A 16,289-nucleotide genomic window follows, 5' to 3' on the forward strand; every position below is an offset into this window, starting at 1 on the left:
TTCCTCAACTCGCGGGACGCGGTTCGGGCGAATCGCCGGTGCCGTCGGTCCCCGTTGTCGGATCGGTCGGGCTGTCGGCGCCAACCGGTGCGACGGTTTTGGGCTGCTCGCGCGGCACACCGTTGAGCAGGAGGTTGAGCAGGAAGGCCGCGATACCGCCCGCCGCGATACCACTGGACAGCACGGTCTGCATCGGTCCTGGCAATTGGTCGTAGAAGTCGGGCGCTCCCACCGGAATGAGTCCGAATCCGAATGAGATCGCCACAATGAGGTGGTTGCGGGGGTTGGAGAAATCGGCCTCCAGCATGAATTTGATGCCGATCGCACCCAATGTGCCGAACATGACTACCCCGATACCGCCGAGTACCGGTCCGGGCAGGGATGCGACAACGGCCCCGAGTTTCGGCATCAGGCCGATGATTACGAGAATCGCTCCCGCGGTGGCCACCACGTATCGGCTCATGACCCGCGTAATGCTGACCAGGCCGACATTGCCGCCGAAGGTGACGAAGGTGAAGGAGCTGAAGACTCCGGCGATCGCGGTGCCCACACCGTCGGCGCGCAGTGCCCGGGCTATTTCGGGTGGACCGACCTTGCGGCCCACGACCTGGCCGACGGCGATGGTGTCACCGGTCGACTCCACCATATTGACCACCTGCACGATGAGCATTGGCAAGATCGCGGAGAGAACGAATATCGGTGCGCCGAATGAAAAGGGTTCCACCACACCGAATATCGGTGCCGACTTGGTCGCGGAGAAGTTGGTCAGCCCGAGCGGCCAGGCCACCAGTGTCCCGACGATCAGCGCGATGAGAATGGCGAATCGACCGATGGCGGGACGTGCGAGCCGCTCGAGAACCACCACGAGCACAATGGTTCCGGCCGCGAGCGCCAATCGGACAGGTGCGCCGTGGTTGGGCGCCGACTCCGATCCGGCGATCAGGTTGGCCGTCTTCGGCAGCAGGGAGAAGCCGATAATGGCGATGGTCGTACCGGTCACGATCGGCGGGAAATATCGCGTCAATTGGGCGAACCAGGGTGCGATGATCCACGTGATGATGCCGACCACGATGGTCGCGCCGAAGACCGCCGGTAGGCCGGATTCCGAGCCCACGATAATGGCCGGGGTGATGCCGGTGAAGGTGGAACCCATGACAATGGGCAGCCGTACACCGATATTGAACAGGCCGAGGGTTTGTAGCAATGTCGCTATGCCACTGACGAATACGTTCGCGGTGACCAGTGTGGTGATCTGCGCCGGGGATAGGCCGACACCCAATCCGATGACCAGCGGTAGCGTGACCATGCCGGAGTAGGCGACGATCACATGCTGTAGGCCGAGCGGGATCAGGTGACGTAGCGGTGGGACCGTATCGACGGGATGTCGGGGTTTCGTCGACCGGCTACGTGTTCGGGTGAAGATACTCATTGCTACTTCCTCAGCCGGCGGTGCGATGTGCTGGGTCGATCGATATCGACCGCGGCTCTGTGGGAGCGATCCCCTGCGGCCGGGGCGTGCACAATGCCGCCATTCCGGCGCGGGAGATGAATCGTTCGGCCCGGGATTGGGCCTGTTCGATGGCGGCGTCCTCGTCGATGAGGAGGCATCGCCCGTGTTGGTAGACGATTTGTCCGCCGACGATCGTGGTTTCGACGTCCGAGCCGCGCGCCGAATAGACCAGTGAACTGACGGCGCGGTGCAGTGGTCGAAGGTGTGGTTGGTCGAAGTCGACGACAATAATGTCGGCGAGACGCCCGGGCTCGAGAATGCCCGCGTCGACTCCGGCGTATTCGGCACCCTGGCGAGTGGCCAGCTGGAGGGCTTCCTCGGCGCTCCAGACCGTCGGGTCCAGGGTGGATAGGCGTTGCGCGAAGACCGAGAGCTTCATTGCTTCGAAGAGGTCCTGGCGGTGGCCGCAGCTCGGTCCGTCACTGCCGACAGCCACGGTGACGCCTTGGTCGCGCAGGTCGCGCAGCCGGACGGTGCCGGAGGCGAGGTAGGCGTTCGATGCGGGATTGTGTGCGATGCTCGCGCCCGCCACGGCGAGCTGCTCCACCTCGAAGTCATCGAGCCAGATGGCATGGGCCAGTGTCGCTCGTTCATCCAGCAGCCCGGCCTTGGCCAGCCATTGCACTGGCCGGACACCGTAGGCGTCGAGATAGCTGAGTGGATCGTTGCTGCTCTCACAGCAGTGCGTGTGCCAGCGAGTGTCGAATTCCCTTGCGAGCTCGACACATCCGCGTACCAGGTCCTGGTCGACATAGGTGAGATTGAGCGGAGCGGGCCACACCTCGACCTTCGATCCGCGCGGACGGTGCTGGATCGCTTCTCGCATGATCGACAGTTCGTCGGCGGCGCTGTACCGGAACAACCCGGCGGGCTGGCCCCGTCGCGCCGCGATCGCGGTGCGTTCGCCGATCACGCCTCGCGCGACCACACCCCGGAGCCCGGACTCCTCGATGACGTCCGCGATAGCGAGCGTTGTCGTCAAATCGTTTGGGGCGTAATGATTGTCGATAACCGTCGTGGTACCCGCACGGAGCGCCTCGGCCGCCCCGAGCCGGGCGGCGGCGATGGCGTCTTCTCGGGTCATGGCAATCGAGTACGGCCACATGAACTCACAGAGCCAGGGGACGATCGACATTCCCTCGCCGAGCCCGCGTGCCAGCGCCTGGTAGAGGTGGTTGTGGCCGTCGATCAGACCCGGAAGTACCACCCGGCCGCGGCAGTCGATCACGGTATCCGCATGCCATTCGGGGACTTCGGTTTCGGGGCCGACCGCGATGATTCGTGATCCGGTGACGGCCACAATTCCAGGGGTGTACACGGTTCCGGCATCGTCGACGGTGACGACGGTCCCGCCGGTGAGTAGAAGATCGCAGTGATTAGTGGCTGTTGGCGTCATGGCCGCCCGAGCCTTCCCAGGCGGCCGAGCCGCCTCAATCCGTAGGCGAGGGGAGATCGAACTCCCAGCCAGGACAGGGTCCTGGAGTCCGCCGAACGGTTTAACCCAGGTCGGGAGGTCACCGGCGTCGCGGCCTGTTCCAGCGGAACTGAGCAGCCCATACATGTAAACCGGAGCAGAATGCCTTTGTCAATGCCCGAGTTTTGTTGATCAAGACTGGTTTGGTACGCGCTTGAAGCTGTGACCTGCGTATATGTGGAACGTAGCTGAGGGATAATTACATGCAATCTGTTGACACGTCGGTTCGGTTGTGTTGAACTCGGTGCCATCGAGCCAGCAGTCGGGCCGGCCCGCCGCCGAGCGAATTCGGTGGCCCGTAGGTGCGGTGATTCGCGGCCGGGGAAGTCCTCTCGACCTGATCAAGGAGAATCACGATGATCATCGATACGCATGTTCATCCAACCAACCTCGTTGACGAAGCTTGGCGCCATACCGGTGAACCATTCACGGGCGAACGCACCCTGAAAATGATGGATGGCCCTTTCTGGCTCAATGGCAAGCCGCGCCGTGTCGACGTCAGCTGCATTATGCCGCCGCCCGGCAATACGGCCTGGCGTGAAGGTAATCGCAGCGGCCGTGAGGGTATTCGCGATTACCAGGCGTATGTCACCTCGCTGGTACAGAACTACCCGGACCGCTTCGTAGGCAACTTCATCTACAACCCCCGGTTCGGCCCTGAGAACGGGGCCGCCGAACTGGCGTTCCATGTCCGGGAACACGGCTACAAAATGATGAAGCTGCATGCGAACATGCACTCCTACCGCCCGGACCGGGCGCTGGACTGGCTGCGTCCCGCTCTGCGCGTCTGTGACGAGCTCGGTGTGACGGTGCTGATCCACACCGGTGACGGCCCGTACTCCATTCCCACGCAGTTCTATCCGATCATCCGAGAGTTCCCGGGTGTCAACTTCATTCTGGGGCACTTCGGTATTCAAACCGGTGGCGTCTATTGCTTCGAGGCTTTCTGGATGATTCAGGATTCCGTCAACGTCATCGGCGAGTCCGGATGGCTGTTGCAATCGCGAATCGTGGAATTCGCGAAGGAGATGAAGAAGAGCAAAATGGTGTTCGGCACCGATTCGCCGCCGAACGAACCCGGAATGTGGGCGCGCGAACTCGAGGTCCTGTGCCACGAGCCGCCGCAGGGGCTGAATCTGTCCGAAGACGACCTCGAAGGCTATCTCGGCAACAATATGGCGAAATTGCTCGGCCTGCACCCGACTCCGCCGCCGAAGGACAAGGCCGAAGCGGAGGCGTACCTGCGTGGCGAGGTGCCGCAGGCCTCGGCCACGAACTCCCACGCCGACCACTACAGCGACTACACGCCGTCGGCCTGGGCGGAGGAGGCGGCGCTGGACGCCGCTGGTAAGTAACCGCTAGCGAGCGGTTCCGAGGGCGCGGGCACGTTGTGGCTCGCGCCCTTTGGGATCGGCGAGCACATCATCGCCGACGAGGAGGGAGAACTTTCGTCGGCTCGGTTCGTCGCCCGCGGGGTCGTCTCGGGCGGTGGCCTGGGAGAGCCGCACTCGCAGCCTGGAAATATGCTGCCGCGCGGCCTGTTCGGCCAGTTCCGGATCGCCGGTTGCCATCGCGTCGACGATGCTGGTGTGTTCATCCAGCGCGAAGCGCGGTGCCTGCGCACCGCGCCACAGCGAGTGCAATGCGAGGTGCGAGCGACCGGCGATAGGTTCCAAAGCGGCTGTGAGATGCGGGTTTCCGGCGATCTCACGAATCGTTCGATGGAATCGGATATCCAGTTCGATATGCGCGGCCTGATCCGCGCCATCGCTCAGTACGCATTCGTGGTCGGCGATGATATCCCGGAGTGTCGACAGCCCCGCCGCGTCGAGGCGCTCGGTAGCCAATCGGGCGGCGAGCCCCTCCAGGAGTTCGCGCACCACATAGAGCTCGCCGAGATCGGCGATATCGACCCTGCTCACCTGGGCGCCGCGATGGGATACGTGCTTGGCCAGTCCCTCGTAGATCAAGCGCTGCACCGCCTCGCGTACGGGCGTGCGGCTCACATTGAGTTGGCGTGCCAGTTCGGGGACGCTGAGCGCCGTACCGGGTGCGAGTTGGTTGCGGAAGATCGCCAACTTGAGGGTCTCGTAGGTGCGGTCGGTGAGTAGCGCGGCGGCGGAGGTGGGCTCCGGGGCTGGCGACTCGGTCATGGGGTGAGTTCCTCCTGATGCGGCGACCCTCGCCATATTACATGTAATGTTGACAGGGCATTATCGGCCCGTGTTCACTGGGTTTCGAGTTCCGGTCGGGATGCGCCGACGGTCGCGGGGGTGGCGGCCACTGAGCGGGAAGGGACTGGCTCTCGGAGTCAGCTCTCGGCGTCTGCTGCGCCCCGCATTCAAGGAGTCACCCCAATGGGTAGATCGCCCAACGCATTTCACAACTCGAACGTCCGGGCGCAGGCTCGCGCGGAGGTCACCACGCCGACCCTGGTGCGCGATGCGCGCACCCGAGAAGGACAGGGCGTCGGGGCCCGGGCACGACGGCCCGACGGCGCGCTGAAGGTCACCGGCGAGTTCGCCTACTCCTCGGACCTCTGGATGGAGGGCATGGTGTGGGCGACCACGGTACGGAGCCCGCATGCCGCCGCGCGTATCCGATCCATCGACGTGAGTAAGGCGGCAGCGCTCGATGGGGTCCACGCGGTCCTCACCCACGAGGACGTTCCCGGGGCGAAGACCTACGGCATGAAGGTCGCCGACCAGCTGGTACTGGCCATCGACCAGGTCCGGTATCAGGGCGAACCGGTTGCGCTGGTGGCGGCCGATAACCCGGAGACCGCCCGCCGAGCGGCCGAGCTGGTGGCGGTCGACTACGAGGTGATGGAGCCGGTCACCGATGCCGAACTCGCGCTCGCACCCGGGACGCGCGCCGTGCACGATGACTCGAATCTGGTGCGGCACGTCAAGATTCGCCATGGTGATATGGAGCGGGCTCGCATCGACGCGGAGGTCGTCGTCACCGGTGAGTACGAGGTGGGCATGCAGGACCAGGCCTTCCTCGGACCCGAATCCGGTCTGGCCCTGCCGTCCCCGGACGGTGGCGTGGAGCTCTACGTCTCGACACAGTGGCTGCACAAGGATCTCGAACAGCTGGCACCCTGCCTGGCATTACCTCCGGACAAGGTCCGCCTGACAATGGCCGGGATCGGTGGCGCCTTCGGCGGCAAGGAAGATCTCTCGGTGCACGTCCACGCCTGCATGCTCGCGCTGCGACTCGGTAAGCCCGTGAAAATGGTGTACAACCGCTACGAATCCTTCTTCGGGCATGTGCATCGGCACCCCGCCAAGATGCGCTACGAGCACGGCGCGACGCGCGACGGGAAGCTCGTCTATGTCAAGGCGCGCCTCATGCTCGACGGTGGCGCCTACGCCTCCACCTCGCCGGTCGTCATTGCCAATGCCGCGTATTTCGTGGCGGGCGCCTACGAAGTCCCGCATGCGCAGATCGATGGATTCGCCGTCTACAGCAATAACCCGCCGTGCGGCGCGATGCGCGGATTCGGTGCCGTGCAGTCGGCCTACGGCTGCGAATCCAATATGGACAAGCTCGCGCGTGAGCTGGATATGGATCCGCTCGAGCTGCGGCTGAGGAATGCGATGACCACCGGAACTATTCTTCCGACGGGCCAGGAGGTCGACGGACCCGCCCCGGTCCGTGAGCTGTTGAACGCGCTGCGGAACCGGCCGATGCCGAAGCCGGAGGAGGGGAGTCGAGATCTGCGGTTGTTACCCGGTGGCGTGGGCAATACGACGCACGGCGAAGGCATTCGCCGTGGGGTCGGCTATGCGGTGGGTGTCAAGGCGACCGGGTACTCGGGCGGGGTCGATGACATCTCTACCGCACGAGTGACGCTGTCGGTGGCCGCCGACGAGCCGGTCGTGTCCATCCACACCGCCGCTTCGGAATGCGGACAGGGGATTACGACGGTTCAGTCGCAGATCGCCACCACAGAATTGGGCGTCACCCAGGTCGTGGTGTTGCCCGCCGACACCCGGATCGGCGATGCCGGTTCCGCGTCGGCCTCCCGAATGACCTGGATGTCCAGTGGTGCGGTGCAGGGCGCCTGCCGTCAGCTCGCGCAGGAAATCCTCAGGCGCACAGCGGATTCCCTGGGCCGCAACGCCACCGGACTAGCGCTGCGCGATGACGCCGTCATCGATGCCGCGAGCGGCGCCCCGGTGGCAGCGATCGCCGAGCTGGTCGGCACGGAAACCCTGGAGCGGGTTTTCGTGTATCGCCACCGGAAGACCGAGGCCATCGACCCCGAACGCGGCCAGGGCAACGCGCATATCGCCTTCTCGTTCTGTGCTCACCGCGCCGTGGTCGACGTCGATGTGGAACTCGGGCTGGTGCGGGTGGTCGAGCTTGCCGTCGCCCAGGACGTCGGTAGGGCCATGAACCCGATGGCCGTGGAAGGTCAGATCGAAGGCGGTAGCGCACAGGGTCTCGGTTTGGCGCTGATGGAAGAGATCCTCGTGGACGACCTCGGGCGAGTACGAAACCCGTCATTCACCGACTATCTGATTCCGACCATCCTCGATGTGCCGCCCATGCCGATCGAGCTGTTCGAATTTCCGCACCCGGACTCGCCGTACGGGCTCAACGGGGTGGGCGAGCCACCTACGCTGTCGTCCACCCCGGCGATCATGAACGCCCTCCGCGACGCCACCGGACTGGATCTGCCGCGGGTACCGGTACACCCCAATGAGATTGCGTTGCACAAGGTGTTGTAAAGCTGCCGAACCAGGGGTCGCGGACCTGTCCTGATGACAGATCCGCGACCTTCGGGTCATTCAGCTGCCGCCTTGCGTTGCGCGGCCAACCGCACAGCGTCGAGGATCTTGGCGTAACCGGTACAGCGGCACAGATTTCCGGCCAGCGCCTCGCGAATCTCCACCTCGGATGGGTCTGGGTCGCGTTCGATCAGATCGTGTGCCTGGATAATGAGACCCGGTGTGCAGAAACCACATTGGACCGCACCGGCGTCGATGAACGCCCGCTGCATCGGGTCCAGTTCGCCTCCGGTCGCGAGGCCCTCCACGGTTCGCACCGAGCGCCCTTCGGCCTGGCCTGCCGCCACCATGCAGGAACAGACGGCGGTGCCGTCCAAATACACGGTGCAGGAGCCGCATTCGCCCTGCTCGCAGGCGTTCTTGGAGCCGGGCAGGCCCATCCGCTCCCGCAGCATGTACAACAGACTCTCGCCCTCCCATACTTCGTCGACGGTTTCCGGTGAGCCATTGACGTTCACGTGTACGCGCATGAGGCCGTATTCCTTGTTCGGAGAGGGTAAGAACTGAGCGAAAGGGCGATAGATGGAAGCGCCCGCGGTCGGCAACGGCGACTTCGCTCGGCGCGGTTCGACGGACAATCCGTCGGGCAGACGAGTGGAAACTCGGACTCAGTTCTTGCCCAATGATTTCCGCACCGAAGGTAAGTACACCGTCCCGGGGAATTCGCAGCTAGAAACGAGAAACCCAAAGTATGCCCCGGCTCGCATCGCTACATTTGTGGGTATGTCCAAATGCGGTGGCTGTTAGCGTTGGCAACTGTGCGATTGCGCTCCGTGCTCGCCATGGCAGATCTGGGTCTCGAACTCCTCACCGGCGAAGAAGAACTCGACCGCCGCGTGCGCTGGGTGGTGACCACCGATCTCCTGGACCCCGGCCGCTACCTGTCCGGTGACGAACTGGTGATCACCGGACTGCACTGGCGGCGAAACGCCTCCGACAGCGCATCTTTCGTGCGGGTGCTGGCCGGGTCCGGCGTGGCCGGCATAGTCGCGGGCCGGGCACGGTACGGGGAGATACCGCTCGATGTCGTCGAGGCATGCCGCGATCATGGAGTGCCCCTGTTCCAGGTGTCGGAGGCCGTCCCCTTCGCGACGGTGACCGAGCAGGTCAACCGCGGTCTCTCCGCCGGTCGGTCCGCGGGTCTCAGTGCGGTACTGGACCGGCACCGCCACGTCGTCGCGGGCAGTGGGCTGGACGCGGTACTCGGACTCATCGAACGCGATCTCGGCATACGGTGCTCGGTGGTGTCCTGCACCGGGCGGGTAGTGGCCGGGCTTCCGATGCCGCTGACCGAGCAGTTCGGGACGGCCCTCGGCAGCCACCGCCTGCCCCTGATCCTGGCTGATACGGGGACGCCGTACTCGGTGTTCGCGGTGAACGAACAGGGCGCTTCGCGGGTGGCCGACTGGTTTCTGATCTGTGAGGGCGACTGCGCCGACTGGCCGGAGGAGCGGCGCACGGTCCTGCGCGAGTTGGCGGCCGTGGTGTCGCTGGAGCGCGCGCGAGCCAACCAGCAAACCGCTGCGGACCGGATCGCGCAGGAACTGATCGACATGATCGTCCGCGAAGCCGAACCGGCGGAGGTCATTTCGCGTCTCGACTTCACCGGCCTCGGATCCAGTCGGCATTTCATCGCTGTGGCGGCCGCGGTGTCGGCGGGCCTGCGTGCGGGTGAGCTTCCGATTGTGCTTCGTGAAATCCTGTCCAGCAGAAACCAGTTCGCCGGAGGAGTCGCGGCGGTCGGCGTCATCGGGGGCGAAGCTATCGCGCTCATACCCGCTGACGGCGATGCCATCTCGGAGATCCGTCGCGTCGTCGACGTGCTGGCGGCCGGTCTGAGGGGCGGCGAACTCTCCCTCGGGATCAGCGGCTCCGCGGACCGCGAGGGCCTGGGTGGAGCGGTCGAGGAAGCCCGCTATGCGTGCCGCTCCGCCGTGGCCGGTCCCCAACCCGTGCGCGTCGTCAGCCACGACGAACTCGCCACCCACCTCCTGCTGCTGTACAGCGTCCCCGATGAAGTACGCCGAATATTCCGGCTACGCCTGCTCACCCCACTGCACACCTACGACCGGCAACACCGCACCGACCTCGTATCCACCCTCGAGGCATTCCTCCGCGCGTCCGGCGCCTGGACGACCTGCGCCGACCTGCTGCACATTCACGTCAACACACTGCGCTACCGCATCCAGCGAATCGAAGAACTCACCGGCCGTGACCTCTCTCAACTGGCGGACCGCGTCGACTTCTTTCTAGCCCTTGCCCTGGGGGAACAATCCGGCGGTAACCGGACGGAACTGGACCGTCAATAGCGCAGGACCGCAATGGATGTCGGTGCGACCTGGCTCTCGAACAGGCCCGCGATCTCCTCCGGCTGCAGGATGTAGACGTCGCCCTTGTTTTCCAGGGTGCGCACAGTTGCGTACTCGGTCAGGTCCACCACCGATGTGCCCGGCTCCGAATGGGTTTCGACGGCATCGGTCATTTCGTCGAAGCGGCCCAATTCCTCCGCGCCGGCGGTGAGCAGCAGGGCGTCGACGCGCCCCTGGAAGGCCGCGCGCACGACCTCGCCGATAGTGACCGCCACCTTGGTCGGTCCGTCCGCGAGCAACTGCGCGGCGCGTTCGAGGGCGGCGCGCTGTCCGGCTTCGAATCTCGGCCGCACCACCTCGTAGGCGGTCGCGTGCAACTTCTCGATATCGAGTGCGGCGGGGTTGGTTTCGACCGTTCCGGCCAGTTGCTCCCCGAGGTTCGTCCGCTTCTTGAATTGCCCGGTCAGTTCCGGATCGGCAATGAGGACCAGCGGAATCGCCCGGTCGGCCAGGTGCCGGTCGACCGCGGAGGCAACCTTGCCCACCCATTCGTCGAGTGCGGTCTTGCGCCAATCCGGCGGGGTTTCGCCGTATGCCTGCGTGGTCGCGCTGCTGTAGCCGCCCGTATGCGGGCGCGCCGCGGGACTGCCCTGTACGCGGGTCTCCTTGTCGTCGTCGAGATCGTCCGTCGCGCCGCCCGGCAGTTCCGCACTACGGTCCTCCACCATGGTGTATTTGGCGGCGTCGTAGAGGTGCACGGCATCGGCCGTCATGGTGAGAACGGCGAATTCCCCGTCGATGGCCAGCAGCGGCAGTAGCGGTTTCACATAGAAGTCCGGCTCGATGTGTACCTGTTCGCTGAAGGCCAGCGGCACCGTGTACCGGTACTGGCTGCCATCGGCGCCGAGGAACAGCGCCAGCCCCTGGTTCTGATGCCGCCAGAAGGCGTCGTCGTCGATGAGTGCGTTTGCCGGGGCCAGCAGTTCATCGGCCTCGTGTTTGCGGAGGCTCGCGGCGACCAGCTTCCCGTGCGCCTCGGTAATCAGATTCTTGAAGCGAATCGGGTCCTGCCGAGTCTCCGGTCCGCCGGTATGGGTGGGCATATAGATGGATACACCGCGTGCCGGTGCGGCATTGACCAGGGTGAATAGGTCGGACTGAGTGAACATCGGCCGTCCTCACGTTGAGTTGTTTCATCGATCCCGATGTAGAACACCGTCGAGCGCACTAACTCGGGCGGATATCACCCAGGGTAATTGCCGAACGGCGCTCACGACATGAGGGGCAGCCGGACCTATTCGGCCCACATCACGTTGTACGGCAGATCGCTGACCAATTGCCGGCAGTGTGAATTTCATCGAGGAGGGAATGTCGCGTAGCGCGGGTTCGCAGGGTCCGATATCGCCGATTTATCCGATTGCGCAATGAACTATCGGCGCCCGTCCTACCCTCGAATCAGACGATGTTGATGTTGCCGCTCCAGCTCGATCAATGATGATCTCGAGAGAGGTGCAGGACATGTCGAAGATCCGAAGTGCTCTCGGTGTGGCCGGAACTGCGGCTTTGCTGGCCTCCGTCGCGGCGTTCGCTGCCGGACCCGCATCGGCCGATGGACTGGACACCGGTGGTTGCGCGGCCGGCACGCTCACCTGGCAGGCGAACGGACCAGGCCTCACGGGCAGTTCACAGGCACCGGTGGGTAGCAATATCGGTGGCCATCTGGTGGCCTGCCACGGCGGTCCCACCGATATCGGTGTCGGAACGGTCATCGGGACCACCTTCGAACCCGCGGCTACCTGCTACGGCAGCCGTGGCGGCCGGGCCGACCTGCTGGTGATCTGGGACAACGGCCAGAACAGTCATGTGATCGGCACCTGGGAATGGACTCTGGGCCAGCAGGCGACCAATCATCTGAAGATCGTGGGTGGCCTGGGTTCGGGCAAGACGCTGCAGGTGCTGACCGGCCCTCCCGAAGTCAGTCCCGCGGCGGTAACCGGCTGCATTGTGGGTGGCTATCGCGCCGGTAGTTACCAGGTGCTCAATGTGACGGTCGTCTGACCGTCGCTGTACACCGCTTTCAGCACCGGTGCTGCGGTGCGGCGGTCGTGCCGCGCAGCCTCGAACGGGGCTGCGCGGCATAATCATGCGAACGGTGGGGTCATGGTCGCGGCCCGCGGAAGATGCTGTCGAGGTGCAGGTCCAGGACCGCGGTGTGGCGGTCTCGGGGGTGTGGTGGCCGATGAGCACGCTGGTACCCAGTCCGTGACAGAGGGTAACCAGATGTGTCGCCCCGCGGGAAATTTCGACTCCGTCGACAAGTTCACCGTCGGCCCGCGCACGTGAGAGTGCCTCGGCGAGTTGATTTTCCAGCCGGTCGATACCGGCGACGAAGGGGTGGTGCGCGAATTCCGGATCGGTCATGGCCAGTATCGCGTAGGACGTGCCGACGAGGTGGAATGCGCGGCTGGCTTCGTCGGTCGGCAGCGCTTCGGCGAGAAAGGCTTCGATGATCGCTCGTGGCGGTGGTGGCTGGGGGAGTCCGGCGAGTCGCCGCGCCCAGCGTTGATGGCTGAGCTCTTCGAGGTGAGACAGGGTGCCGTGGTGTGCGCCGCGCAATTCATGGTGGTGCTCGACGTCTCGGTGGTGAATGTGGCGCTGCCATCCATCCGGTCGGCGCTGGGGTTCGGCGCGGCGGGCCTGGGCTGGGTGGTCAATGCCTACGCGCTGGTGTTCGCCGGGCTGCTGTTGTTGGGCGGTCGATTGGCTGATGACCGGAGGCGAGGTCGCGGAGACGACTGCCACCGGTGCGCGGCCCCGAGCGAGTCGGCGATGGGCACTGTCTCGTTTCGGTCATGCCCACGCCGTCGGCCCATAAACAGTTGTGCCGCATGGCTGATGCCTGGTTCGTATAACTCGGAAAACGCGGCGCCATTTCCGGATATCTGTCAATGTCGTAATACAATCGCAAAGCGGCTGACTGTCAACTTCAAACTTCATTTGTCAGCCTGAGACCCGGTGCGGTGGCCGTTCATCGGCGGAAAGTGGTGTGCGTAATGGGATTCGGCAAATCGAGTTCGAGTCGATGGAATCGATGGATCGCGGCGGCTGGAGTCGCCGCCATGACCCTCGCGGTCTCCGCGTGTGGCCTCGGCGGTGACGATGCCGCCGCGGTGACCTACGCGGATGCGAAATCCTCGGGCAAGATCAAGGTTGGGTTCGCCAATGAGGCGCCATGGGCGTTTCTGGACGAGAAGGGCGAGCTGACCGGGTATGCGCCGACGGTGGCGCGCGCGGTGCTGAAGAACCTGGGAATCGATGAGGTCGAAGGTGTGGTCACCGATTTCGACGGACTGATCGATGGGCTGCGGGCCGAGAACTACGCGTTCGTGGCCGCCGGGATGTTCATCAACCCGAAGCGTTGTGAGAGTTCGGCATTCGCTGTCCCGGACTACCAGGTGGGTTCGGCCTTCATGGTGCCGGAGGGCAATCCGCGCAATATCAACCGGTTCGAGGACATCACCCGGGAGAACGTCCGGATGGCGACCCTGGGTGGAGCGGTGGAGAACGGCTACGCCGAATCCTCCGGCGTGCCATCGCAGCTCATCGAGCCGATGGCCAAGCAGGACGATATCCTGCGGGCGGTGCGCAACGGTGATGTGTACGGCGGCGCGATTCTCGACGTGACCGCCACCTGGCTGGCCAAACACAACCCGGACGCCAATCTCGAGGTCACGCCGTCGTTCCAGTACGGCGAGCGACCCGATGTGGGCACCTTCAACTTCCGTATCGGTGACGACGAGTTCCGTGAGGATTTCAATCGCGAACTGCGCGCGCTGCACGAGAGTGGCGAGTGGCTGCGGCTGGTGGAGCCGTTCGGCCTGACCGCCGCCAATGAGCCGGACGCGTCCATGACCACCGAGCAGTACTGCACGGCCTGACGGCCGCGGAAAGCACCGTGTCCGACAACATTTCCATCTATATCGAACGAATACTCGCCGGGCTGCCATTCACCCTGTGGGCCACGGTCGGCGGAATCGCGCTGACCGTGGTGCTGTCCTTCGCCGCCGGAATGGCGATGATGTCGTCTCGGCGCGCGGTGCGGTTTGTCGCCCGCTCGTATGTGGAGGGCTTCCGGGGCAGCTCGGAGGTGGTGCAGCTGTTCTTCTTCGCCGTGGCGGTACCGATCTTCCTCGGGATATCGCTCGGTGCCACCGCGCAAGGGCTGCTACTCATCGGCATCGTGGTCCTCGGTCTCAATCACGGCGCCTACGGTGCCGAGATCGTGCGCGGTGCGATCGGATCGGTGCCGAAGGGGCAGCTCGACGCGGCCGTCGCCCTGAATTTCACACCGTCGCAGCGCCTTCGGCGCGTAGTGCTGCCGCAGGCGATTGTCGAGATGCTGCCGTCGTTCAACAACCTCTTCATCCAATTGCTGAAGGGAACAGCGCTGCTGAGCTTCATCGCCGTGCCCGAGATCTTCAAGAAGGCCGACGAATTGCGCGCGGTGCCCGCGTTCTCGCGTGAACTCGGTGTGATCTATCTGATCGAACTTTTCGTCTATCTGCTCATCGCCGTCGCCATCACCGTCATCATGCGGGTGCTGGAGAAGATCGCCTCGCGCAGAGCGGGACGGACACCGCCGAGCCGCTGGCGCAGCCTGGCACGGATGGGGTTGTGATGGAGAAGTGGCGCTGGGACAGGTTCTTCGAAGCCTTCCCCTACATCTGGGACGGGTTACTCGTCACGGTGCAGTTCACGCTGCTCGGGTCGCTGGTCGCCTACGCGCTCGGGCTGATATTCGCGGTGGTGCGTCAGTTCGAGATTCCGGTCGTGGACCAACTGTTGTGGGCATTCATCGAATTCGTGCGCAGCACACCACTGCTGGTGCAGATCTTCGTCCTCTACTGGGTGGTGCGTCCGGAACTGCTGGGCGGGTTCTCAACCGATACACAACGCCTGATCGTCGGTGTGACCGCACTGGGCGTGCACTACGCCTGCTACACCTCCGAGGTCTACCGGGCGGGTATCGAGGCGGTACCGGTGGGCCAGTGGGAAGCGGCCACGGCGCTGAATATGCCGCGTGCCCGGATCTGGACCGGTGTGGTGCTGCCACAGGCGATTCCACGGGTGCTGCCCGCTCTCGGCAACTACACCATCGCCATGTTCAAGGAAGTGCCGCTGCTGTCCGCCATCGTTGTCCTCGACATGGTCTATCAGGTCAAGACCGTCTACGCCGCCTCCGCCGGCGGCGCGGGCCCCGAGGCCTGGTTCGCCATCGGCCTCACCTTCTTCGCTCTGAGCTATCCGTGCTCGCTACTGGTACGAAAGTTGGAACGTCGTGTCGGAACACTCTGATCGCTCGGTTGTACCCGCGTCGTCCTCCCACAGCGTGGCGACCGGCTCGCCCGAATCCGATTCGCCGATGGTGCGATTCGCCGATGTGACGAAGCGCTACGGCGACACGGTCTGCCTGGCGGAGTTGAATTTCGCGGTATCACCGGGAGAGTTCGTCACGCTGATCGGCCCGTCCGGTTCGGGTAAGACCACCATCCTGCGCCTGGTTATGACGCTGGAGCGGGTGACCTCGGGCATTATCGAGATCGCCGGAGAGTCACTGAGTCATATGCGCCGCGGGGATAAGTTGGTGCCCGCCGATGAGGCCTATCTGCGGAAGCGGCGGCACCGGGTCGGGATGGTGTTCCAGCACTTCAACCTCTTCCCGCATATGACCGTGATGCGCAATATCACCGAGGGACCGATACGTTCGCTGGGCAAGTCTCGGGATGAGGCCGAGGAGAAGGCGCTGAGCCTGCTCGACATGGTCGGACTGCGGGAGAAGGTCGATGCTCGACCGGGCCAACTGTCGGGCGGTCAGCAGCAGCGCGTGGCGATCGCGCGAGCCCTGGCGATGGACCCGGAGGTCCTACTGCTCGACGAGGTCACCTCGGCGCTCGATCCGGAACTGGTGACCGGGGTGCTGAGCCTGCTCTCCGATATCGCATCGTCGACGAATATCACCTTCCTGTGCGTCACCCACGAGATGCGTTTCGCGCGCACTGTTTCCGATCGTGTGCTGATGCTCGATGGCGGCCGGGTGATCGAGGAGGGGGCGCCGGAGCAGATCTTCACCGACCCCTCCCACGATCGAACCCGCTCATTCCTGCACGCGGTATTGGAACGCGACTGAGCCCGTCGGG

General features: G+C 64.4%; 13 protein-coding genes and 2 pseudogenes. 9 read left to right on the plus strand and 6 right to left on the minus strand.

Annotated features, from left to right (window positions below; translation table 11 throughout):
- Window positions 1-4: 4 nt before the first annotated feature.
- Window positions 5-1,429, minus strand: coding sequence for a nucleobase:cation symporter-2 family protein (locus tag NU1_RS13185; RefSeq protein WP_067520971.1), 1,425 nt, complete (start codon window positions 1,427-1,429; stop codon window positions 5-7).
- A gap of 10 nt (window positions 1,430-1,439) precedes the next feature.
- Window positions 1,440-2,906, minus strand: a complete 1,467-nt coding sequence (locus NU1_RS13190) for an amidohydrolase family protein (protein WP_067520975.1) — start codon at window positions 2,904-2,906, stop codon at window positions 1,440-1,442.
- Between the two features lie 434 nt (window positions 2,907-3,340).
- Between NU1_RS13190 and NU1_RS13195 the strand changes: the two genes are divergently transcribed.
- On the plus strand, window positions 3,341-4,339 hold the full coding sequence (locus NU1_RS13195) for an amidohydrolase family protein (RefSeq protein ID WP_067520978.1): 999 nt from the start codon (window positions 3,341-3,343) through the stop codon (window positions 4,337-4,339).
- A gap of 3 nt (window positions 4,340-4,342) precedes the next feature.
- Here NU1_RS13195 and NU1_RS13200 read toward each other — a convergent pair whose 3' ends face one another.
- Window positions 4,343-5,137, minus strand: a complete 795-nt coding sequence (locus tag NU1_RS13200) for a GntR family transcriptional regulator (protein ID WP_067520981.1) — start codon at window positions 5,135-5,137, stop codon at window positions 4,343-4,345.
- 204 nt (window positions 5,138-5,341) lie between these two features.
- On the opposite strand from NU1_RS13200, the gene pucD reads away from it, so the two are divergent.
- Window positions 5,342-7,723, plus strand: coding sequence for a xanthine dehydrogenase subunit D (gene pucD, locus NU1_RS13205; RefSeq protein WP_084521250.1), 2,382 nt, complete (start codon window positions 5,342-5,344; stop codon window positions 7,721-7,723).
- Between the two features lie 56 nt (window positions 7,724-7,779).
- Here the strand turns inward: pucD and NU1_RS13210 are convergent, their stop codons facing one another.
- Entirely contained in the window at window positions 7,780-8,253 is a 474-nt protein-coding gene (locus tag NU1_RS13210; protein ID WP_067520984.1) for a (2Fe-2S)-binding protein, read from the minus strand.
- Between the two features lie 288 nt (window positions 8,254-8,541).
- On the opposite strand from NU1_RS13210, the gene NU1_RS13215 reads away from it, so the two are divergent.
- On the plus strand, window positions 8,542-10,092 hold the full coding sequence (locus NU1_RS13215; protein WP_067520986.1) for a PucR family transcriptional regulator: 1,551 nt from the start codon (window positions 8,542-8,544) through the stop codon (window positions 10,090-10,092).
- Here NU1_RS13215 and NU1_RS13220 read toward each other — a convergent pair.
- Window positions 10,086-11,261, minus strand: a complete 1,176-nt coding sequence (locus NU1_RS13220; protein WP_067520989.1) for a baeRF3 domain-containing protein — start codon at window positions 11,259-11,261, stop codon at window positions 10,086-10,088. The genes NU1_RS13215 and NU1_RS13220 overlap by 7 nt on opposite strands.
- Window positions 11,262-11,610: 349 nt before the next feature.
- Between NU1_RS13220 and NU1_RS43210 the strand changes: the two genes are divergently transcribed.
- Window positions 11,611-12,150 (plus strand): hypothetical protein, encoded by a 540-nt coding sequence (locus tag NU1_RS43210; protein ID WP_157552180.1) that lies wholly within the window; start codon window positions 11,611-11,613, stop codon window positions 12,148-12,150.
- Between the two features lie 219 nt (window positions 12,151-12,369).
- On the opposite strand, the pseudogene NU1_RS44210 reads toward NU1_RS43210, so the two are convergent.
- Window positions 12,370-12,708 (minus strand): annotated as a pseudogene (locus NU1_RS44210) (TetR/AcrR family transcriptional regulator); the annotation flags it as partial.
- On the opposite strand from NU1_RS44210, the pseudogene NU1_RS42730 reads away from it, so the two are divergent.
- The 5 genes and pseudogenes from NU1_RS42730 to ehuA form a co-directional block, all read left to right on the plus strand.
- Window positions 12,658-12,861, plus strand: a pseudogene (locus tag NU1_RS42730) (hypothetical protein); the annotation flags it as partial. The pseudogenes NU1_RS44210 and NU1_RS42730 overlap by 51 nt on opposite strands.
- A gap of 350 nt (window positions 12,862-13,211) precedes the next feature.
- Window positions 13,212-14,030: an ectoine/hydroxyectoine ABC transporter substrate-binding protein EhuB gene (gene ehuB / locus NU1_RS13235; RefSeq protein WP_169815054.1), complete on the plus strand. Its 819-nt coding sequence runs from the start codon at window positions 13,212-13,214 to the stop codon at window positions 14,028-14,030.
- Window positions 14,031-14,047: 17 nt separating this feature from the next.
- The gene (locus tag NU1_RS13240; RefSeq protein ID WP_067521000.1) at window positions 14,048-14,770 is read left to right on the plus strand and encodes an amino acid ABC transporter permease; all 723 of its coding nucleotides are present in this window, start codon (window positions 14,048-14,050) and stop codon (window positions 14,768-14,770) included.
- Window positions 14,770-15,447 (plus strand): amino acid ABC transporter permease, encoded by a 678-nt coding sequence (locus tag NU1_RS13245; protein ID WP_067521003.1) that lies wholly within the window; start codon window positions 14,770-14,772, stop codon window positions 15,445-15,447. The genes NU1_RS13240 and NU1_RS13245 overlap by 1 nt, the downstream gene beginning before the upstream one ends.
- A 67-nt stretch (window positions 15,448-15,514) precedes the next feature.
- A complete protein-coding gene (ehuA, locus tag NU1_RS13250) occupies window positions 15,515-16,279 on the plus strand; it encodes an ectoine/hydroxyectoine ABC transporter ATP-binding protein EhuA (protein WP_067521375.1) in 765 nt (254 codons plus the stop codon).
- Window positions 16,280-16,289 lie beyond the last annotated feature (10 nt).

Origin of the sequence: Nocardia uniformis NBRC 13702, from assembly GCF_001613345.1 — a bacterium.
GTDB classification, from domain to species: Bacteria; Actinomycetota; Actinomycetes; order Mycobacteriales; family Mycobacteriaceae; genus Nocardia; species Nocardia uniformis.